This window comes from Variovorax sp. P1_H12_2 (genome assembly GCF_056405335.1).
In genome coordinates, this window is record NZ_JBFUCI010000076.1 from 1 (window position 1) to 19,363 (window position 19,363).

The following is a 19,363-nucleotide window of genomic DNA, read 5'->3' on the forward strand; positions in this document are numbered from 1 at the left end:
GGTCATGCCCTGCTGCTGCGCGGCGTCGCGCACGGCCGAGACCAGCGCCGGCGCAAAGGCCTGCGGCGGGAAATACACCACCTGCTCGACGCTGAGGTCCACCTTGTGCAGCGCGCCGATGCGCTGAGTCGCTTGCTTCAGCGCCGCGTCCATGGCCAGCAGCACGGTGTCGTCGGCCGCGCGCAGGTCGACGCTGAGCCGCACCCTGCCCGGGATCACGTTGCGCGAATTCGGGTAAGCATCGATCCAGCCGACGGTGCCGCGCCCATGCGGCGCCTGCGCGAGCGCGATGCGATTGACCTCGATCACCAGCTCGGAGGCGGCCAGCAACGCGTCGTGCCGAAGTTCCATCGGGGTGGGACCGGCATGCGCTTCCATGCCCTGCACCACCACGTCGTACCAGCGCTGGCCGAGCGCGCCCTYGACCACGCCGATCACGCGCTCGTTGGCTTCCAGCACCGGCCCTTGTTCGATGTGCGCTTCGAAGTACGCACCCACGGGGGATGCGGCCGCCGATGCGGGCGCCGGGCCGGCATGGCCGATGGCGGCCAGCGCATCGGCCACGCTGACGCCCTCGTTGTCGCGCTGCGAGAGCGCGTGCTCGAGCGTGAAGGCGCCGGCGAAGACGCCCGAGCCCATCATCACCGGCACGAAGCGCGAGCCCTCCTCGTTGGTCCACACCGCCACCTCCAGCGGCGCTTCGGTGACGACCTGCGCATCGTTGAGGCTGCGGATCACCTCGAGGCCSGCSAGCACGCCGTAGTTGCCGTCGAACTTGCCGCCCGTGGGCTGGGTGTCGATGTGGCTGCCGGTCGTGACCGGCGGCAGCGCGTTGTTGCGTCCGGCACGGCGCGCGAAGATGTTGCCGATCTGGTCCACGCGCAGCTCGCAGCCGGCCTCGCGGGCCCAGCGCGCGAAGAGCTCGCGGCCCTGCCGGTCGAGCTCGGTCAGCGCGATGCGGCAGACGCCGCCCTTCTCGGTGGCGCCGAGCTCGGCGAGCTGCATCAGCGAGTTCCAGAGACGCCGGCCGTCGACGCGAAGATGGCGCACGTCCGGTGCGTCGGACACGGGGGAAAGTTCGGGGGATGTAGTCATGGCTTTGCGAGAAAGAGACGGATCGGATGCATTCAGACCAGGCCGACGCCCAGGTAGCGGTCCTTCACTTCGTGGTCGGCGACGAAGTCCGCGTTGCCGGCCTCGTGCACGATCACGCCCTGCTCCAGGATGTAGTGCCGGTCGGCCAGCTGCACGCAGACCTCCAGGTTCTGCTCCACCAGCAGGATCGCCACGCCGGCGGCCTTGATCAGCTTCAGCTGGGCGACGATCTCTTCGACGATCACCGGCGCCAGGCCTTCCACCGGTTCGTCGAGGATCAGCAGGCGCGGGTGGTTCATCAGCGCGCGCCCGATGGCCAGCATCTGCTGCTCGCCGCCCGAAAGCTGGCCCCCGCCGTTGCGGCGCCGCTCCTTCAGGCGCGGAAAAATGCGGTAGATGTCGTCGAGCTGCCAGGGCGAATCGCGCCGCTGGCCGAGCAGCAGGTTCTCCTCCACGGTCAGCAGCTTGAAGATGCCGCGGTGCTCGGGCACCAGGCAGACGCCGCGGGCCGCGATGCGGTGCGGCGGGAGACCCGCGATGTCGGCCCCCTGGAACCGCACGCTGCCGCGGGTGGGTGTGACGGCGCCGGCAATGCTCTTCAGGGTGGTCGACTTGCCCGCGCCGTTGCGGCCCAGCAGCGTGACCACCTCGGCCTCGCCCACGGTCATCGAGACGCCCTGCAGCACGTGGCTCTTGCCGTAGTGGCTGTGCAGGTTCGCGACTTCGAGAATGCCGCTCATGCGCGCCCCCCGGTGATCATGTTGCCGAGGTAGGCCGTGCGCACGCGCGGATCGGCGCGGATGTCGCCCGGCAATCCCTCGGCCAGGACGCGGCCCTGCTGCATCACGGTGACGGTGTCGGAGATGTCCATCACGATGTTCATGTTGTGCTCGATCAGCACCACGGTGTGCGCGTCGCGCAGGCCGCGGATCAGTTGCTTCATGTCGTCGAGGTCGTCGATGCCCATGCCCGAGGTCGGCTCGTCGAGAAAGATCGCCTTGGGCCGCGCCGCCAGCGCCATGCCGACTTCGAGGCGCCGCTGCTGGCCGTGCGAGAGCACGCTGGCCGGCGTGTCGGCCAGCCGCTCGAGGCCGATGCGCTGAAGCACTTCCGCCACGGTGTCGGCGCAGGACAGTTCGCCGACCGGCGCGCGCCAGCAATTGAGCGCGCGGCGCGGCGTCACGCCCTGCGCCGCGAGCCGCAGGTTCTCGCGCACCGGCAGGCTGGCGAACAGGCTCGTGACCTGGAAGGAACGCGCCATCCCGCGCTGCACCCGGCGGTAGTCGGGCTCACGCGTCACGTCGTGGCCGTCGAACACGATGCGTCCGCCCGTCGTGGTGCCGGTGCCCGTGAGCATGTGGAACAGCGTGGTCTTGCCGGCGCCGTTGGGGCCGATCACCGAATGCACGGTGTTGGGCAGGATCCGGAGGTCCACGCCGCCGAGGGCGGCGAACTTGCCGTAGTGCTTGGTGACACCGACGGCTTCGATCAGTGCGGTCTGCGTCATGCCTTCTCTCCCTGTCCGGCCAGGACCTCCGGCTGCGGCACCTGCGGCGACCTGCGGAACAGGCGGCGCCACGCGCTTTCGCCCAGCCCCCAGAGGCCGCGCTGCATGCCGATGCTCACGCCGATCAGCAACAGCCCCAGCAACAGCAGCCATCGCGGCCACAAGGACGAGAGCCAGTCGGCCAGCAGCACATAGAAAGCCGCACCCAGCACCGAGGCGAAGAGGTTGCCGGTGCCTCCGATCACGGTGATGACCAGGATCATCTCGCTCGTGTGGTATTCGGCATTCGAAAGCGGCGCGATGCCGGTCATCATCGCGTGCAGCCCGCCCGCCAGGCCGGTGACCGCGCCCGAGATCACGAAGGCCAGCAGCTTGAAACGCCGGAGGTTGTAGCCCACCGCGGCGGCCCGGTCCTCGTTGTCGCGGATGGCCAGCAGCGTGCGGCCGAAGATCGAATCCGACACGCGCAGCAGCAATCCGAACGCAATCAGGAACACCACGGCGACGAAGGCGTAGTACGTCCACGGCGTGTCCATGGACCACAGCGTGCGGCCGAACAGCGACAGCGGCGGACGCGGCACGTCGAGCAGGCCGTTGTCGCCGCCCGTGAGATCGGTCGCCGTGTAGGCCAGGAAGTAGAACATCTGCGCGAAGGCCAGCGTGAGCATCACGAAGTAAGTGCCGCGCTGGCGAATCGCGACCCAGCCGACCAACGCGGCGCCGACCGCGCCCATGGCGGTCGCCGCGGCCAGCGCGACCGGCATCGGCAATTGCAGGCGCGTCAGCAGCAGCGCCAGGGTGTAGCTGCCCAGGCCGAAGAAGATGCCCTGCCCGAACGACAGCAGGCCGGTGTAGCCCAGCAGCAGATTGCAGCCCAGTGCCGCCAGCGCGTAGATCAGCACCTCGCTCGCGAGCGACCCCGAGCGCAACACCAGCGGCAAGCCGAGCGCAACCGCCAGCGCCAGCAGGAACGTGATTTTTCTTGGCATGGTTTTCATCCTCGACGGCCGAGCAGGCCATGCGGGCGCAGCAGCAGCACGGCCGCCATCGCGATGTAGATCATCAGGCTCGCACCGGGCGGCCAGAGGGTGCTCATGAGGCTTTGCACCACGCCGATGAGCAGCCCGCCCACCAGCGCGCCGCCGAAGCTGCCGAGCCCGCCGATCACCACCACCACGAAGGCGACGCCCAGCGCCTCGACCCCCATGAAGGGCTCGGCGCCGCGGATCGGCGCGGCCAGGACGCCGGCCAATGCGGCCGTCGCCGCACCCAGCGCGAACACCAGGCTGAAGACGCGGAACACGTTGATGCCCAGCAGCGACACCATCTCGGTCGATTCGCTGCCCGCACGGACCGCGCTGCCCAGCCGTGTGCCCTCGAGCACCCACCACAGCAGCACCGCCAGCACGGCCGTGAAGCCGATCACGAAGAGCCGGTACTTGGGATAGACGAAGGCGCCCCACATGACCACGCCCTGCAGCAGGTCGGGCGTGGGCACGCTGTTGCCGAGCGGCCCCCACAGCACGATCACGACTTCCTGCGCCGCGAGCGCAAGGCCGACGGTGACGAGGATGTGGAACTCGTGCGCCTTGGCGTAGACACGGCGCAGCAGGAGCTTCTCGGCGGCCCATCCCAGCGCGCCGACGAACAGCGGCACCAGCACCAGCGCGGCCCAGAAATCGAGGCCCCACTGCATGGCCTGGAAGCACAGGTAGGCACCGAGCAGATAGAAAGCCCCGTGGGCGAAGTTCACGAAACGCAGCAGGCCGAACACGATGGACAAGCCAACGGCCAGCAGGAAATACAGCATGCCGATGCCGATTCCGTTGAGGGTCTGGAGCAGGTAGACGGTCATGTGAGCGACGTAGGGCGCGCCAACGGGTAGCGCATGGAAAAGAGTCCTCTGGGGTCAGGCCAGCCCGCCGCCGGGCCGCCCCAAGGCGGGCTGCACCCCCTCGGGGGGCAGCGAACCACACGAAGTGGGGAGCGTGGGGGCCACATTCTTTAGCCCAGTTTGCAGCCGGTCTTGTCGATCGGAAGGAACGACTTGCCCAAGCTGACCACGTCGACGAAGTCGGCCGGATTCTTCATCTTCGACTTGGCCTTGCCCTTGAGCAGGTAGTAGTCCTTGATCACCTGGTGATCGGCCTTGCGGATTTCCTCGATCCCGGTCAGGCCGTCGAACTTCATGCCTTCGAGCGCCGCGATCACGGCCTTCGGGTCGACCGTGCCGGCCTTGACGATGCCGTCGAGCAGGATCTTGGTGCCGACGTAAGAACTCGCGAGGCTGTAGTTGGGCACGATCTTGAGCTTGTCGGCGGTGCGTTTGACGAGGTCGCGGTTGAGCGGCGTGTCGGCCGTGTGCCAGTACTGGGCGCCGAAATAGACGCCATCGCACAGGTCCGCGCCCAAGGACTCGAACTGCTCCAATCCCGAAGCCCAGGCCATCAGGATCGTCATGTTCTTGTTCATGCCGAAACTCACCGCCTGGCGCAGCGCATCGGACGACTGCGCACCAAAGTTGAGCAGAAGCAGCACGTCGGGCTTGGCGGCCGCCGCATTGGTGAGGTAGCCGCTGAACTCCTTCTCGTTGAGCGAGTGGTAGCTGTTGCCCACGTGCTCGATGCCCTTCTCCTGGAAGATCGCCTTGGCTGCGCCGAGCAGGCCCTCGCCGAACACGTACTGCGGCGTGATGGTGTACCAGCGCTTGGCGTTGGGCAGCGCGGCCGCCAGCGGACGCACCGTTTGCTCGATGGCACCGAAGGTGGGCACCGACCAGCGGAAAGTGGCGCTGTTGCAATCCTTGCCGGTGATCTCGTCAGCGCCGGCCGAGGTCATGAAGAGCCCGCCGGCCTTCTCGACTTCCTTGCCCATCGCCAGCGCTTCCGACGACAGGATCCCGCCCACGAAGAAGCGCACGCCCTGCTGCTGCGAGGCCTCCTGCACCTTGCGCACCGCGGTCGCCGGCTTGCCTTCGGTGTCGAGCACCGTGTAGGCCAGGGGCCGATTGAGCACGCTGCCGTACTGTTCGATGGCGAGCTTCATGCCCAGGTCGGAGAACTTGCCGTTGGCCGCGAAAGCCCCCGACATCGGCACCGGACAGCCGAAGCGGATGGGGTCCGCCGATTGGGCAAAGGCGGCGCGGCCGGCGAGCAGGGAGGCGGGCGCGGCCGAGAGGGCGGCCAGTTGGAGAAGTTGTCTGCGTTGCAATTGAGCGCTCCGATCGTGGTGTGAAGTGAAGAAATGRCTTCCGCGAGCTGCGGCGATTTAACTGGATAAATTGGATTAATATGCTAGTAAAAACCCGTTAGCAATCGCCGTGCCTGCATTCATCCCTCCTCCCCAAGAAAGCGCCTTCGCAAGCGCCAGTAAGATCGCGCGCTGGTGCGCATCTCCCGATGGGCATGGAGCGTGCGCATGACAGTGGGCCAACACCGTCCCAAGCGGCAAAAGCTCTCGGACGTCATCGTCGAAGACGTGAAGCGATGGATCGTGGCCGAGCGCAAGCAGCCCGGCGACCGGTTACCGAACGAGAAGGAACTGATCGAGCTCTTCGGCTATTCGAAGAGCACGGTGCGCGAGGCGCTGAAGGCGCTGGAGGTGCGCGGGCTGATCTCGATCCGGACCGGGCCGGGCGGCGGCGCCTACCTGCAGCAGGTGTCGGTCGATCACGCCTCGGAGCCGCTGCGCAACTTCCTGCACTTCCATCACCTGGACGGGCATCACATCTACCAGTTGCGCAAGGCACTGGAGCCCGAACTGGCCGTGAGCGTGGTGGGCCGGCTGACGCCGCAGCAGATGGTGCGCCTCGAAGAGAACATCCGCCTGTGCACCCACGAGCCGACCTCGGAAGATGAACTGCGCATCCAGCGCGAAGCCGAACTCGCGTTTCACACCATCCTGGCCGAAAGCTGCCCCAATCCGGTGCTCTCGTTCATGTGCCGCTTCCTCAACGACCTGCTGCGCGACCTCGTGGTCTACAAGAAGGCGCTCGACCATCACCACTTCGGCGAGGCCAATGTCGACTATCACACCAAGCTGCTGGCGGCCTACCGCAACGAAGACGCCGAGACCGTGCGCCGCCTGATGGCCCAACACATGATCGACGCGGAAATCCACAACCACGAGATGGAAGCGCACATCGGCGCCAAGCGTCTGCTGCTGCCGAGCGGCCAGCGTTGAACGGAGCGTGGGGGCTCACAGGCCGGCGCCGGGCCGCCAGCGCGGCGAAGTCCGCGCTTCGCGCCGACGGGCGGCCTGCTGACGCCCCCTCGGGGGGCAGCGACCCACACGCAGTGGGGGAACGTGGGGGCCATCCGGGCCGGCGCCGGGCCGCCCCAAGGCGGCCTGCGGCCCCCTCGGGGGGCAGCGACCCACACGAAGTGGGGGAGCGTGGGGGCTATTTCACCCGCGCGGATCCAGCACCACGCGGCCCTGAATGATGCCGCGACGCATCGCGTCGAAGACCTCGTTGATCGCCGACAGCGGGCTCGATTCCACGCGGCAATGCAGCAGCCCGCGGGCCGCGAGATCGAGCACCGCGCGCAGGTCCTCGCGGGTACCGACCGCCGAGCCGATCACATGCGCCTCGCTGCCCACCAGGGCCAGGGCGGAGAACCGCAACGGCTCGGCCGGCAGGCCGATGACGCACAGCGTGCCGCCCGGCCGCAGGATGCTCATCGCCGCGTCGTAGGCGACGTGGGCCGCCGAGGTGACGGCGGCCACGTGCGCGCCGCCCCGCTTGCGGATCAGCGCCAGGGCCTGCGGGTCGGTGGCATTCAGCGCATGGTCCGCGCCCAGTTCGCGCGCCAGCGCCAGCTTGGCCTCGCTGACGTCGAGCGCGAAGACCTCGGCGCCCAGGGCGCGGGCGATCTGCACGGCCAGATGGCCGAGCCCGCCGACGCCGAACACGGCCACGCGCTGGCCGGCGGCAACATGCGCCTTCTGCAGCGCGCGATAGCTCGTGACCCCGGCGCAGAGCAGCGGCGCGGCCTGCTCGGCGCTCAACGCATCGGGGATGCGCACCGCGTAGTCCGCGTTCGCGCACATGAACTGCGCATACCCGCCATCGACCGACATGCCGGTCACGGCCGCACCCTTGCGGCACAGGTTCTCGTTGCCTTCGAGGCATTGCTCGCAACGGCCGCAGGCACGGTAGAGCCATGGCACCCCGATGCGGTCGCCGACCTTCAGCACCGTCACGCCGCCGCCGAGGCCGACGACCTTGCCGACCACCTCGTGCCCTGGAATCACGCGTGCCTTGGTCAGCGCGCGGAAGCCCGGCAGGTCGCCGTCCGCGATGTGCAGGTCCGAATGGCACACGCCGCAAGCCAGCACTTCGACCAGCACCTCGCCGGCGAGCGGCTGAGGGACGGGCACCTCCTCGATCGCCAGGGGTTTGCCGAATTCGTTGAGCACCGCCGCTTGCATCATGAAAGTCTCCTGGTGAAAGGCGCTCACAGCGCGCAGGTCCTGAAGCCGAAGAAGCCGTCGTCGCGATCGGGAAGCGCGAAGCCGCGGCGTTTCAACGAGCGCAGGCGCGCCCGGGTCGCGAAGGAGGCGCCGCGCAGCACGCGGGCCTGGCCGAAGGCGGGCCCGGGATCGAACTCCGTGCCCAGGCTCCACGGGTCGGCACGGAAGCCGGGCCAGGCCTGCAGCGTGCCCGCGGTCCACTCGTGCACGTCGGCCCAGCGGAAGCCGCGGCGGGAGGCGGTGTGGGCGGCGATTTCCCATTCGACCTCGGTTGCCACGCGCCGGCCGGCCCAGCGCGCCCAGGCATCGGCCTCCCACCAGGCGACGTGAACGGCGCTGCGGTTGCCCGCTGCGCGCACCGTACGGCCGAACTGCTGCAGCAGCACCGAGCCCCCGGTGCCATGGCGCGCCCCGCCGATCTGTTCCACGTGACGCGGTCCGCGCCGCCCTTCGGCCTGCTGCGTCAGCCACGCCACGCCTTCGGGGCGCCAGAATTCGGGCCGGTCGTAGCCGCCGTCATCGACGAACTCGACGTACTGGCTCCAGGTGACAGGCTGGGCATCGATCTCGAACTCGGGCACCTCGACGCGCTCGCAACCGCGCTCCTGCGCGAAGGCGAAGCCGGTCTCCGCCAGGCCGAGTTCCCAGGCGGTCGCGGGCACGGAGAGCGGCGGCCGCGTCACCGCGGCCGGCGGCATTTCGACCGCCAGCGGCAGGCCGAGGGTCTGCGCCATCACCAGCAGTTGCTCGCCGCGCAGGTCTTCGTGAAACAGCGCCAGGCGATAGAAATAGAGCCCGGCGTCGGTCTCGGCCGCATGCTCGAGCAATTCGAGCGTGCTTTCGAGGGTGTCGAGCAGGTAGGCCTTGGTCTGCGCCAGATCCGGCAGGTCGGGCGCGTCGCGGTCGGCCGGCGCGCGCTGCGAGGGATTCCACCACGCGTCGGCCCGCGGCTCGATCGCGGCCAGCCGCGTCGGGCGCACCGGGCAATCGGCGCCGAAGGCGCGCTGCGTATTGCGCGCGATCCACCACTCGGAGAACCAGCCGAGATGTCCGGCCAGCCAGACCGGCGGATCGACACTTTCGATCCGGGGCACGGCCAGCGTGGACGCACCCAGCGCCTGCTCGTAGAGCGACAGCAGATGCAGCGTGTGGTTGCGCGCGTCGATCAGCGCCAGCGACAGCAGCTCACGGCCGGCCCGGCGCATGTCCGGCGAGTCGATCGAATACGGCAGGCCGGGCGTGCCGAACGGCGTCGATGACGGCGGACTCGAAGGCATCGCGCATTATGGCGACCGCCGGCCGCAAGCCGGGCAAATCCCGGCCCGCCTCATAGCTTTGCGCCTTGCAGGTAGGCGTCGAACGGCGCCTCGGTGAAGCGGTCGGCGAACAACTGGTTCTGCTGGAAGGCGCGGTAGTCGTCGTGGATCTTCTTCCACGCCGGGTTGCGCGCGCCCAGTTCGCGGCACAAGGCCATCGACTCCTGGAAGGCGGCATCCAGCACCGGCCCGGGAAAGGGCTTCATCTGCGCGCCGGCGCTGGCCAGCTGCCGCAGCGCCCCCGGATTGCGGGCGTCGTACATCGCCAGCAGCTCGGCATGCACCGCGGCGCTGGCGGCCGACAGAATGGCCTTGTACTCGGCGGTGAGCGCATCGAAGGCCTTCTGGTGCACCAGCAGGTCGAGCTGCATCGCACCGGACCACCAGCCCGGGAAATGGCAGATGCGCGCCACCTTGGGCAGGCCGAGCTTCTGGTCGTCGTAGGGGCTTAGGCCCTCGGCCGCGCCGATGGCGCCCTTGGCGAGCGCGTCCCRGATGTCGAAGCCCGTCGCCGGGCCCTGTACCACCACGCCCAGGCCCGCGAGCACGCGCCCCGCCAGGCCGTCGAAGCGGACCTTCAGGCCCTTGAAGTCGCGCACGCTGCGGATCTCGCGCACGAACCAGCCGAGCCGCTGGGCGCCCGCGCTGCCGCACGGAAAACAGAGCGCGCCGAAGCCGGCGTGGAACTCGCGGCTGAGCTTCAGGCCGTTGCCCTCGGTCATCCACGCACTCAACTGCCGCGCATTCATGCCGAAGGGGATCGCTCCCCCGAGCGCAAAGGCYTCGTTCTTGTCGAAGAAGAACGAACCCGCCGTATGACAGGCCTCGATGGCGCCGCGCTGCACGCCGTCCAGCACACCCTGGGGCGACATCAGCTCGCCCGCGGCATGGACCTCGATCTGGAACCGGCCGCCGCTCATCTCGCCGACCTTCCTGGCGAGGGCCTCGGCGGCGCCGAAGAGCAGGTCCTGCGACTTCGCGAAGCTCGACGCCAGGCGCCAGCGCGTCAGCGCCTGCGCATGCGCGGCCGGCGCGATGCCGGCCGCCAGCACGCCGGCGATACCGCCACGCTGAATCAGAAAACGACGCTGCATCGAGTGAAACTCCAGGAAATCCCGCAAGACGGGGACGCGCGATTGTAGGAATCACTGAACGCGCACCTTATAAAATGGCCGCCCCGTTCCTTCCTTTCCCCGAAAGATCCTTCCAATGAGACAACTCCCGTTCAAGACTTCGCTGCTGGCCCTGGCGACTTTCGCCGCCTTCGCTGCCCAAGCCGCCGACCTGAAGATCGGCGTTGCCGAAGCCCTGTCGGGCGGTGCAGCCCAGTACGGCGTCGCGATCCGCAACGGCTTCGAGCTCGCGGCCTCCGAGATCAATGCGGCCGGCGGCGTCAACGGCAACAAGATCGAGCTGGTCGTCGCCGACGAGCAGGGCAAGAAGGAAGAAGCGATCAACGTCTTCAAGAAACTGATCTTCCAGGACCAGGTGCTGATGGTCTTCGGCCCCACCCTGTCGAACTCGGCCCAGGCCGCCGACCCGATCGCCCAGGCCGCCAAGACCGTGGCCTTCGGCACCTCCAACACCGCCGACGGCATCACCTCGATCGGCGACCACGTGTTCCGCAACTCGGTGACCGAAGCCGACGTGCTGCCCGAGACCATCAAGACCGCGGTCAAGAACGCCGGCATCAAGAAGGTCGCTGTGCTCTACGGCAACGACGACGTCTTCACCAAGAGCGGCTACGACAACTTCAAGAAGGCGCTCGAAGACCTGAAGATCCCGGTCACCACCACCGAGACCTTCGCCAAGGGCGACGTCGACTTCAAGGCCCAGCTGACCAAGATCAAGGCCAGCGGCGCCGATGCGATCGTGCTGTCGGCGCTGATCGCCGAAGGTGCGCCGATCATGGTGCAGGCCCGCCAGCTCGGCCTCAACGTGCCGATCATCGGCGGCAACGGCATGAACTCGGTCAAGGTGTTCGAGCTCGCCAAGGGCCAGTCCGACAACCTCTACGTCGGCAGCCCCTGGTCGTCCAGCAACGCGACGCCCGAGAACAGCAAGTTCATCAAGGCCTACAACGACAAGTACAAGACCGCGCCCGACCAGTTCGCCGCGCAAGCCTATGACGCGATGTTCATCGCGGCCCAGGCGCTCAAGGGTGTCAAGCTGACCGGCAACCTCACGACCGACCGTGCGGCGCTGCGCGACGCGCTGCCGAACGCCAAGTGGACCGGTGCCACCGGCGCCTTCCAGTTCCGCCGCGCCACCGACAAGACCGGCAAGCCGGCCGGCTACGACGCCCAGCAGACCCCGATCGTCAGCGTGACCAAGGGCGCCGAGTTCGTAATCGCGAAGTAAGGCTCTCCCCCAGGTTGGCTCACTTCGTGTAGCCGCCTCGAGTCGCCACCGGAGGCGGCGGCTCTTCGGGCCGTCCAATTCTGCGCAGGCAGAATTGGAGCCGCGGCCCTCAGCCCCCTCGCCGGGGGCAACACCAGCGGCCTGGCAAAGCCAGTTCCGCGGTGTTTCACGAACAGCGGGGACCGGCTTGGCCGGCCCCGCTTTTTTCCGGAACGGAAACTCCATGCTTGAACAGCAACTCGTCAATGCCCTTTCGCTGGGGTGCGTGTATGCGCTTTTCGCGCTCGGCTTCACGCTCATCTTCGGCGTGCTCGGCGTCATCAACCTCTCGCACGGCGCGGTCTTCATGGTCGGCGCCTATGCCGCGGTCCAGGCCATGGCGCGTTTCGAGCTGCCCCTGTGGGCCGGACTGCTGTTCGCCTTCGTCTTCTGCGGCCTGCTGGGCCTCCTGATCGACTTCCTGGTGCTGAAGCCGCTGCGCGCGCGCAATGCACCCCACCTGATCCCAATGATCGCCACCATCGGCGTCGCGATCATCCTCAACAACGGCGTGCAGGGCATCTTCGGCGCCGAGAACGTGCGCTTCCCGGCCGGCGTGGTGTCGGGCGAATCGCTCGACCTCGCAGGCCTGCACCTGACCGCGCTCGAGCTCGGCATCATCCTGCTGTCCTTCGTGCTGATGGCGGTGCTGATGGTGGCGCTCAAGCGCACCCAGCTCGGCCGCGCGCTGCGCGCGATCGCCGAATCGCCCAAGGCGGCCTACCTGCTCGGCATCAACGTCGAGGGCCTGTTCTTCCTGACTTCGTTCGCGGCCGCCGCGCTCGGTGGCCTGGCCGGCGTTCTGATCGGCCTCTATTCCAACGCCGTGTTCCCGCTGATGGGCCAGCCGATGCTGCACAAGGGCATCGCGGTGATCATCCTCGGCGGCATGGGCGACATCCGCGGCGCGATGCTGGGTGGCCTGTTCCTCGGCCTCGCGGAGGTGCTGTCGGTGGCCTATATCGGCTCGACGATGCGCGACGCGGTCGCGTTCGGACTGCTGTTCCTGGTGCTGCTGGTGCGCCCGAAGGGCCTGTTCGGCTCCATGCAGGAACGCAAGGTCTGAGCATGGACGCACTCAACAACTTCTGGTCGGTCTACAGCAACCTGGTGCTCACGCTGGGCACCAACGCCCTGCTCGCGCTATCGATCTGGCTCACCCTTTCGTGCGGCATGCTGGCCATGGCCAATGCCGCCTTCATGGGCATCGGCGCCTACACCTCGGCGATCCTCACGATGACCTACGGCGTGCCCTTCCCGGTCGCGATCGCGGCCGGCATGGCGGCGCCGGCGCTCACCGCCTTCGTGATCGGCAAGCCGACGCTGCGGCTCTCGGGCGTCTACCTCGCGATGGCCACGCTGGCCTTCGGCGAAGTGGTGCGCATCGTGGTGCTCAACGCCGAGTCGCTGACCGGCGGCGCGCTGGGCCTCAACGGCATCCCGCCCGTCACCCAGTGGTGGCACGTCGGGCTGGCGCTGGTGCTGGTGCTGATGGGCCTGTGGCGGATGCGCCGCTCCAAGGTCGGCCGTGCCTTCGAAGCCATCAAGGAAGACGAGACGGCCGCCGGCCTGATGGGCATCGACGTCGGCGCCCACAAGATGCTGGCCTTCGTGCTCGGCGGCGCGATCGCCGGCCTGGCCGGCGTGCTCAATGCGCACCAGACCTTCTTCATCGGCCCGAACGAGTTCGGCTTCGACCGCGGCGTCGACATCCTCACGATGACCGTGCTGGGCGGCATCAACGGCCTCACCGGCCCGGTGCTCGGCGGCGTGATCCTCACCATCCTGCCCGAGGCGCTGCGCGCCTTCGGCGACTTCCGCCTCGTGGTGAACGGCGTGATCCTGGTGCTGATCGTGCTGTTCCTGCCCAAGGGCATCTGGGACCCGGCGCGCTTCCGGCAATGGTTCGGACGCAAGGGGGTTGCAGCATGAGCGCCGCGCCTCTTCTCCAGCTCGACGGCGTGTCGCGCCATTTCGGCGGCCTCAAGGTGCTGCAGGACGTCAACCTCGAGGTGCCGCAGGGCGGCATCTTCGGGCTGATCGGCCCCAACGGCGCCGGCAAGACCACGGTCTTCAACCTGACCACCGGCCTGCTGCCGACCACCGGCGGCACGATCCGCTTCGAAGGCCGCGACCTCGCGGGCGTGAAGCCGCACGAGATCACGCGCGGCGGCATCGCGCGCACCTTCCAGAACATCCGCATCTTCAAGGAGATGTCGCTGCTCGAGAACGTGATGGTCGGCATGCACGCCAAGCTGCGCTACGGCGGCTTCGGCCTGCTGGCCTCCTCGGGCCTGTTCCGCAGCGAGGAAAAGCGCGCGCGCGACCGTGCGCGCGAACTGCTCTCGTGGGTCAAGCTCGACCACAAGGGCAACGACACCGCGGACAATCTCTCCTACGGCGACCAGCGCAAGCTCGAACTCGCGCGCGCRCTCGCCACCGAACCGAAGCTGCTGCTGCTCGACGAGCCCGTCGCCGGCATGAACAGCAGCGAGAAGACCGACCTGATGCACGAGATCCGCAACATCAGCGGCCGTGGCTACACCATTTTCATGATCGAACACGACATGCGCTTCGTGATGGGCCTGTGCGAGCACATCGCCGTGCTGAACTTCGGCCGCATCATCGCGCGCGGCGGGCCCGACGAGATCCGCAACGATCCGCAGGTGATCGAGGCCTACCTGGGCCGCGAAGAAGACGAAGCGAGCAACGAGGGAGCATCCGCATGAGCGCGTCTTCTTCCCCGCTGCTGAAGGTCGAGGGGCTCAAGGTCGCCTACGGCCATATCGAGGCCGTCAAGGGCATCGACTTCGAACTGCACGAAGGCCAGATCACCACGCTGGTCGGCGCCAACGGGGCCGGCAAGTCGACCACGCTGCTGGCGCTGTCGGGCCTGGTGGCCAAGGCGGCCGGCCGCGTGCTGCTCGGCGGCCAGGACCTGAGTTCGCTGTCGCCGCACAAGATCGTCGCCTCCGGCATGGTGCAGGTGGCCGAGGGCCGCGCCACGCTGACCACGCTGACCGTGCGCGAGAACCTCGAGCTCGGCGCCTACACCCGGCGCGACAGCCGGGCGCAGCGCGCCGCCGATCTCGATCATGTCTACGCGCTGTTCCCGCGACTGAAGGAGCGCGCCGACGGGCTGGCCGGCAACCTTTCGGGCGGCGAGCAGCAGATGCTGGCGATCGGCCGCGCACTGATGGCCAAGCCGCGCGTGCTGCTGCTCGACGAACCGTCGATGGGGCTGGCGCCGATCATCGTGCAGGACATCTTCCGCACGCTGCGCGAGATCAACAAGGCCGGGCTGACCGTGTTCCTGGTCGAGCAGAACGTGCGCCAGGCGCTCAAGATCGCCGACCGCGCCTATGTGCTCGAGACCGGCAAGATCGTGCTGGAGGGCAGCGGCCGCGAACTGCTGGGCAACCCGAAGGTGCAGGACGCGTACCTGGGGGGCTGACTCGCTTGGTGGCGGCGGCGGGCGGTATGCCCTGGGCCGGCCGACGTCACCGGCCGCTTCGCGGCTGCCCTGCGCTGCTCGCGGTACGCGGGGTCTCGCTCAAACTCGCTCCGCTCAAACAGTCGCGAGCCCTGATCCGCGCACCGCTGCGCTGCTCGGCGGTGCCTCAACGGCCGGCCCAGGGCATACCGCCCGCCACCGCGGACAGGTCGGGGTGCATCGGCGTTGGAGACGTCGTCGGCGATTGAACACCCCCCAAGCCCGGCATGCGGTGCGGGACGGGCGATCCCCTCTGCGCCGCTGAGGAGCGCAGCTTCAGGCGGCTCGCGAAGCGGGGATCCGCTCACTTCGCACAGCGAAGTTATGCGGATACCAAAAAGGCCCGCGCGTGTTTGAGCGCAGCGAGTTTGCGCGGACCCCGCCTGAAGCGAGCACCGCAAGGGAGCCCGAAGGGCCGGCGTAGTGGGGTCGACTGGCCCGTACCGCGTGCCGGGCGCCCTTCCCAGTCGGCAGCCCTGTCCCAAGAGCAACAGCGCTAGAAACGCGCCCGAATCGAAGCCTCGATCCCCGCCGCGTCCAGCCCGATCCCGGCCAGCAGCTTGGCCGGATCCCCATGCTCGATGAAGCGGTCGGGCAACCCCAGTTGCAGCACCGGCTTCTGCACGCCCGCAGCCTGCAGCGCTTCGAGCACCGCACTGCCCGCACCCCCCATGATCGCGCCCTCTTCGAGGGTGACGATCGCGTCGTGCGTGCCCGCCACCTTCAGCAGCAGTTCGACATCCAGCGGCTTGGCCCAGCGCATGTTGACCACCGTGGCATCGAGCGCCTCGGCCGCCTGCAGCGCCGGATAGAGCAAGGTGCCGAAGGCGAGCACCGCGATGCGCTGGCCTTCGCGACGGATCTCGCCCTTGCCGAACGGCAATCCGTCGAGCGTGAGATGCGGCGTGACGCCGGCACCCGCGCCCCGCGGGTAGCGCACCGCCACCGGATGGCTCTGCGCATAGGCCGTCGTCAGCAGTTGCCGGCATTCGGCCTCGTCGGCCGGGCAGGCGACGCTCATGTTCGGGATGCAGCGCAGGAACGGGATGTCGTAGGCCCCCGCGTGCGTCGCGCCGTCGGCTCCCACCAGGCCGGCGCGGTCGAGCGCGAACACCACCGGCAGGTTCTGGATCGCGACGTCGTGGATCAGCTGGTCGTAGGCGCGCTGCAGGAAGGTGGAATAGATCGCCACCACCGGCTTCAGGCCCTCGCAGGCCAGGCCGGCGGCGAAGGTGACCGCATGCTGCTCGGCGATGCCGACGTCGTAGTAGCGGCCAGGGAAGCGCTGCTCGAATTCGACCAGCCCCGAGCCCTCGCGCATCGCGGGCGTGATGCCGACCAGCCGGCCGTCCTGCGCCGCCGTGTCGCACAGCCAGGTGCCGAAGACCTGCGTGAAGGTCTGCTTGGGCGTGGTGGCAGGCTTGACCAGGCCGACCGCGGGATCGAACTTGGAGGGCCCGTGGTAAGCCACCGGGTCGGCCTCCGCCAGCTTGTAGCCCTGGCCCTTCTTGGTGACCACGTGAAGGAACTGCGGGCCGTCCAGGTGCTTGAGGTTCTCGAGCGTGGGCACCAGCGAGTCGAGGTCGTGGCCGTCGATCGGGCCGACGTAGTTGAAGCCGAACTGCTCGAACAGCGTGGCCGGCACCACCATGCCCTTGGCATGCTGCTCGAAGCGCTTGGCCAGTTCGAACAACGGAGGCGCGGCGCGCAGCACGCTCTTGCCGACGTGCTTGGCCGCGGCGTAAAAGTTGCCGCTCATGAGCTGCGCCAGATAGCGGTTGAGCGCGCCGACCGGCGGGCTGATCGACATGTCGTTGTCGTTCAGGATCACCAGCAGCTTGCAGTCGCAGACACCCGCGTTGTTGAGCGCCTCGAAGGCCATGCCGGCGGTCAGCGCGCCGTCGCCGATGATCGCGACCGAGTGGCGGTCCTCGCCCTTCTGCTTGGCGGCCATCGCCATGCCGAGCGCGGCCGAGATGCTGGTCGACGAATGCGCCGTGCCGAAGGTGTCGTACTCGCTCTCGCTGCGCTGCGGAAAGCCCGAGATGCCGCCGAGCTGGCGCAGGCTCGGCATGCGCTCGCGGCGGCCGGTCAGGATCTTGTGCGGATAGGTCTGGTGGCCCACGTCCCACACCAGCCGGTCGTGCGGCGTGTTGAAGACATGGTGCAGCGCGACCGTGAGCTCGACCGTGCCGAGGTTGGAGCTCAGGTGGCCGCCGGTGCGCGACACGTTGTCGAGCACGCAGGTGCGCACCTCGTCGGCCAGTTGCTTGAGCTGCGCACGGTCGAACTGGCGCAGCGCGGAAGGATCGTGGAGAGTGGGAAGCAGCGGAGCCATGGGGAGTGTCTTGTTGTTATCGGTCGCGATCCACGACCATGTGGGCCAGCGCCCGCAGCGCACCGGTGTCCGCCAGCCCGCTGCGATCGAGTGCGGCGAGCGCCTGGGCCAGCAGCTCGCGGGCCTGCTCGCGGGCGCCTTCCAGGCCCAGCAGCGACACATAGGTGGGCTTGTCGCTCGCGGCATCCTTGCCGGCGGTCTTGCCGAGGGTTTCCGAATCCGCGATGACGTCCAGGATGTCGTCGACCACCTGGAAAGCCARCCCGAGCGCTGCGCCATAGTCGCGCAAGGCGGCCAGCGACGCGGTCGATGGCGTATCGCCGCAGGCCGCGCCCATCTCGACGCTGCCCTGCAGCAGCGCGCCGGTCTTCAGGCCGTGCATTTCGCGCAGTTGCGCCTCGTCGAGCGCCAGGCCGACGCTGGCGAGGTCGATCGCCTGGCCGCCCGCCATGCCCTGGCTGCCGGCGGCGGCGGCCAGCAGGCGGCAGAGCTGGGCCTGCACCGCGGGCGCCACCTCGTCGCCGGCGGGCGTGAGCAGTTCGAAGGCCAGCGCCTGCAGGGCGTCGCCGGCCAGCAGTGCGCCGGCTTCGCCGAACTTGACGTGCACCGTCGGCTTGCCGCGGCGCAGCACGTCGTTGTCCATGCACGGCAGGTCGTCGTGCACCAGCGAGTAGGCGTGGATCAGCTCGACCGCGCAGGCTGCGCGCAAGGCGGCCGGTGGCCGGCCGGCCACCGCCTCGCTGGCCGCGAACACCAGCAGGGGCCGCAAGCGCTTGCCGCCGTCGAGCACCGCATAGCGCATGGCGTCGCCAAGCTGCGCCGGGGCATCGACGCCGACCCATTGCGACAGCGCGGCCTCGACGCGCGCCAGATGCGGCTCGCTCCAGGCGGCCAGTCGCGCCGCGTCCCAGAACCGGGCGTCCGGGCGGCTCATGAGCAAACCTCCGTGCTTCGCACTGCGGTGCGGGCGCCGCTCATTCGGCGGCCCAGACCTTGAGGCTGCCCGCGTCGAGCACCTTGATCTGATCCTCGACCGCCTGCAAGCGCTCGCGGCAGAACGCGAGCAGCGCCGCGCCACGCTGGTAGCTGCCGAGCAGCTGGTCGAGCGGCAGTTGGCCGGATTCGAGTTCGGTGACGAGTTGTTCGAGCTCCTGGAGCCCGGCTTCGTAGCTCGCGGGCAGGGCGCCGGTGTCGGGCGGGGCAGGCACGGCGGCCGATGGGGAGGATGGCACCTTGGGCATTCAGGAGTTTGGCGTGAAACCCGCCATTTTAGGACGGGGCAGAGCGGTGCGGCGGACGCCCCCCAGGGAGCGCCCGCCGCAGCGCGCGGCACGCAGCTCATCCGATGGGTTCGCCGAGGGTACAATCCCCGTCTCCCAAAAGCCGGCCCTGCCGGCGCCCTCCCTTCGGGCCGTCTACATCCTTCGACGGCAGCCTTCCGTTCCATTTCTCTCTCCCTGTGGGGAGCTTGGTCAGGTCACCCATGTCTGATTTAAGTCTTCAACTGCAGCAGGCTTCGAGCCAACTTCCGGTTTCCGCGTACTTCGACGAGGCGCTCTACGCCCGCGAGCTGCAAACGCTCTTCGCCAACGGGCCGCGCTACGTCGGCCACCGCCTCGCGGTGCCCGAGCCCGGCAGCTTCCACACGCTGCCCCAGGAGCAGCAGGGTCGCGCCCTCGTTCACACGCCCAAGGGGGTGGAGCTGATCTCGAACGTCTGCCGCCATCGCCAGGCCCTGATCC

General features: G+C 68.6%; 18 protein-coding genes and 1 pseudogene. 7 read left to right on the plus strand and 12 right to left on the minus strand.

Going from position 1 to position 19,363, the window contains the following annotated elements; genetic code table 11:
* The 6 genes from AC1D2K_RS10455 to AC1D2K_RS10480 all read right to left on the minus strand — a co-directional run.
* Positions 1 to 1,095: allantoate amidohydrolase (locus tag AC1D2K_RS10455; protein ID WP_478088609.1), on the minus strand; the 1,095-nt coding region annotated here is incomplete at its 3' end.
* Between the two features lie 32 nt (positions 1,096 to 1,127).
* The gene (locus AC1D2K_RS10460; RefSeq protein ID WP_478088611.1) at positions 1,128 to 1,835 is read right to left on the minus strand and encodes an ABC transporter ATP-binding protein; all 708 of its coding nucleotides are present in this window, start codon (positions 1,833 to 1,835) and stop codon (positions 1,128 to 1,130) included.
* Positions 1,832 to 2,602, minus strand: coding sequence for an ABC transporter ATP-binding protein (locus tag AC1D2K_RS10465; RefSeq protein ID WP_478088613.1), 771 nt, complete (start codon positions 2,600 to 2,602; stop codon positions 1,832 to 1,834). The genes AC1D2K_RS10460 and AC1D2K_RS10465 overlap by 4 nt, the downstream gene beginning before the upstream one ends.
* Complete coding sequence (locus AC1D2K_RS10470) at positions 2,599 to 3,591, minus strand: branched-chain amino acid ABC transporter permease (protein ID WP_478088615.1); 993 nt, start codon at positions 3,589 to 3,591, stop codon at positions 2,599 to 2,601. The genes AC1D2K_RS10465 and AC1D2K_RS10470 overlap by 4 nt, the downstream gene beginning before the upstream one ends.
* Before the next feature lie 5 nt (positions 3,592 to 3,596).
* Positions 3,597 to 4,457 (minus strand): branched-chain amino acid ABC transporter permease, encoded by an 861-nt coding sequence (locus AC1D2K_RS10475; protein WP_478088617.1) that lies wholly within the window; start codon positions 4,455 to 4,457, stop codon positions 3,597 to 3,599.
* Between the two features lie 149 nt (positions 4,458 to 4,606).
* Positions 4,607 to 5,812, minus strand: a complete 1,206-nt coding sequence (locus AC1D2K_RS10480; RefSeq protein ID WP_478088619.1) for an ABC transporter substrate-binding protein — start codon at positions 5,810 to 5,812, stop codon at positions 4,607 to 4,609.
* Positions 5,813 to 6,019: 207 nt separating this feature from the next.
* On the opposite strand from AC1D2K_RS10480, the gene AC1D2K_RS10485 reads away from it, so the two are divergent.
* The gene (locus AC1D2K_RS10485) at positions 6,020 to 6,784 is read left to right on the plus strand and encodes a FadR/GntR family transcriptional regulator (protein ID WP_478088622.1); all 765 of its coding nucleotides are present in this window, start codon (positions 6,020 to 6,022) and stop codon (positions 6,782 to 6,784) included.
* Between the two features lie 222 nt (positions 6,785 to 7,006).
* Here the strand turns inward: AC1D2K_RS10485 and AC1D2K_RS10490 are convergent, their stop codons facing one another.
* The 3 genes from AC1D2K_RS10490 to AC1D2K_RS10500 are packed head-to-tail and all read right to left on the minus strand — an operon-like array spanning position 7,007 to position 10,484.
* Positions 7,007 to 8,035 carry an alcohol dehydrogenase catalytic domain-containing protein gene (locus tag AC1D2K_RS10490; RefSeq protein ID WP_478088623.1) on the minus strand — a complete coding sequence of 343 codons (1,029 nt, stop codon included), beginning with the start codon at positions 8,033 to 8,035 and terminating at the stop codon, positions 7,007 to 7,009.
* Between the two features lie 23 nt (positions 8,036 to 8,058).
* Positions 8,059 to 9,351 carry an SUMF1/EgtB/PvdO family nonheme iron enzyme gene (locus AC1D2K_RS10495; RefSeq protein WP_478088627.1) on the minus strand — a complete coding sequence of 431 codons (1,293 nt, stop codon included), beginning with the start codon at positions 9,349 to 9,351 and terminating at the stop codon, positions 8,059 to 8,061.
* Positions 9,352 to 9,401: 50 nt separating this feature from the next.
* The gene (locus AC1D2K_RS10500; protein WP_478088629.1) at positions 9,402 to 10,484 is read right to left on the minus strand and encodes a TRAP transporter substrate-binding protein; all 1,083 of its coding nucleotides are present in this window, start codon (positions 10,482 to 10,484) and stop codon (positions 9,402 to 9,404) included.
* Positions 10,485 to 10,599: 115 nt separating this feature from the next.
* On the opposite strand from AC1D2K_RS10500, the gene AC1D2K_RS10505 reads away from it, so the two are divergent.
* From AC1D2K_RS10505 to AC1D2K_RS10525, 5 genes are all read left to right on the plus strand, one after another.
* Complete coding sequence (locus AC1D2K_RS10505) at positions 10,600 to 11,751, plus strand: ABC transporter substrate-binding protein (protein ID WP_478088631.1); 1,152 nt, start codon at positions 10,600 to 10,602, stop codon at positions 11,749 to 11,751.
* Positions 11,752 to 11,974: 223 nt separating this feature from the next.
* Positions 11,975 to 12,856, plus strand: coding sequence for a branched-chain amino acid ABC transporter permease (locus AC1D2K_RS10510; RefSeq protein ID WP_478088633.1), 882 nt, complete (start codon positions 11,975 to 11,977; stop codon positions 12,854 to 12,856).
* A gap of 2 nt (positions 12,857 to 12,858) precedes the next feature.
* Positions 12,859 to 13,722, plus strand: coding sequence for a branched-chain amino acid ABC transporter permease (locus tag AC1D2K_RS10515; protein ID WP_478088636.1), 864 nt, complete (start codon positions 12,859 to 12,861; stop codon positions 13,720 to 13,722).
* Positions 13,719 to 14,519, plus strand: coding sequence for an ABC transporter ATP-binding protein (locus AC1D2K_RS10520; RefSeq protein ID WP_478088638.1), 801 nt, complete (start codon positions 13,719 to 13,721; stop codon positions 14,517 to 14,519). Before AC1D2K_RS10515 ends, AC1D2K_RS10520 begins: the two co-directional genes overlap by 4 nt.
* Positions 14,516 to 15,244 (plus strand): ABC transporter ATP-binding protein, encoded by a 729-nt coding sequence (locus AC1D2K_RS10525; protein ID WP_478088640.1) that lies wholly within the window; start codon positions 14,516 to 14,518, stop codon positions 15,242 to 15,244. Before AC1D2K_RS10520 ends, AC1D2K_RS10525 begins: the two co-directional genes overlap by 4 nt.
* Before the next feature lie 535 nt (positions 15,245 to 15,779).
* On the opposite strand, the gene dxs is transcribed toward AC1D2K_RS10525, so the two are convergent.
* From dxs to xseB, 3 genes are read right to left on the minus strand one after another with little or no spacing between them, the layout of a single operon-like run.
* Positions 15,780 to 17,621, minus strand: coding sequence for a 1-deoxy-D-xylulose-5-phosphate synthase (gene dxs / locus AC1D2K_RS10530; protein ID WP_478088641.1), 1,842 nt, complete (start codon positions 17,619 to 17,621; stop codon positions 15,780 to 15,782).
* A 16-nt stretch (positions 17,622 to 17,637) separates the two neighbouring features.
* A complete protein-coding gene (locus AC1D2K_RS10535; protein WP_478088642.1) occupies positions 17,638 to 18,555 on the minus strand; it encodes a polyprenyl synthetase family protein in 918 nt (305 codons plus the stop codon).
* 40 nt (positions 18,556 to 18,595) lie between these two features.
* Positions 18,596 to 18,862: an exodeoxyribonuclease VII small subunit gene (gene xseB / locus AC1D2K_RS10540; RefSeq protein WP_478088643.1), complete on the minus strand. Its 267-nt coding sequence runs from the start codon at positions 18,860 to 18,862 to the stop codon at positions 18,596 to 18,598.
* Between the two features lie 242 nt (positions 18,863 to 19,104).
* On the opposite strand from xseB, the pseudogene AC1D2K_RS10545 reads away from it, so the two are divergent.
* Positions 19,105 to 19,363, plus strand: a pseudogene (locus AC1D2K_RS10545) (aromatic ring-hydroxylating dioxygenase subunit alpha); the annotation flags it as partial.

What these genes read in the sequence shown, in the direction of transcription:
- AC1D2K_RS10460 (WP_478088611.1), bottom strand. Translation starts at nt 1,835, where the DNA reads ATGAGCGGCATTCTCGAAGTCGCGAACCTGCACAGCCACTACGGCAAG.
- AC1D2K_RS10465 (WP_478088613.1), bottom strand. Translation starts at nt 2,602, where the DNA reads ATGACGCAGACCGCACTGATCGAAGCCGTCGGTGTCACCAAGCACTAC.
- AC1D2K_RS10470 (WP_478088615.1), bottom strand. Translation starts at nt 3,591, where the DNA reads ATGCCAAGAAAAATCACGTTCCTGCTGGCGCTGGCGGTTGCGCTCGGC.
- AC1D2K_RS10475 (WP_478088617.1), bottom strand. Translation starts at nt 4,457, where the DNA reads ATGACCGTCTACCTGCTCCAGACCCTCAACGGAATCGGCATCGGCATG.
- AC1D2K_RS10485 (WP_478088622.1), top strand. Translation starts at nt 6,020, where the DNA reads ATGACAGTGGGCCAACACCGTCCCAAGCGGCAAAAGCTCTCGGACGTC.
- AC1D2K_RS10490 (WP_478088623.1), bottom strand. Translation starts at nt 8,035, where the DNA reads ATGATGCAAGCGGCGGTGCTCAACGAATTCGGCAAACCCCTGGCGATC.
- AC1D2K_RS10495 (WP_478088627.1), bottom strand. Translation starts at nt 9,351, where the DNA reads ATGCCTTCGAGTCCGCCGTCATCGACGCCGTTCGGCACGCCCGGCCTG.
- AC1D2K_RS10505 (WP_478088631.1), top strand. Translation starts at nt 10,600, where the DNA reads ATGAGACAACTCCCGTTCAAGACTTCGCTGCTGGCCCTGGCGACTTTC.
- AC1D2K_RS10510 (WP_478088633.1), top strand. Translation starts at nt 11,975, where the DNA reads ATGCTTGAACAGCAACTCGTCAATGCCCTTTCGCTGGGGTGCGTGTAT.
- AC1D2K_RS10515 (WP_478088636.1), top strand. Translation starts at nt 12,859, where the DNA reads ATGGACGCACTCAACAACTTCTGGTCGGTCTACAGCAACCTGGTGCTC.
- AC1D2K_RS10525 (WP_478088640.1), top strand. Translation starts at nt 14,516, where the DNA reads ATGAGCGCGTCTTCTTCCCCGCTGCTGAAGGTCGAGGGGCTCAAGGTC.
- dxs (WP_478088641.1), bottom strand. Translation starts at nt 17,621, where the DNA reads ATGGCTCCGCTGCTTCCCACTCTCCACGATCCTTCCGCGCTGCGCCAG.
- xseB (WP_478088643.1), bottom strand. Translation starts at nt 18,862, where the DNA reads ATGCCCAAGGTGCCATCCTCCCCATCGGCCGCCGTGCCTGCCCCGCCC.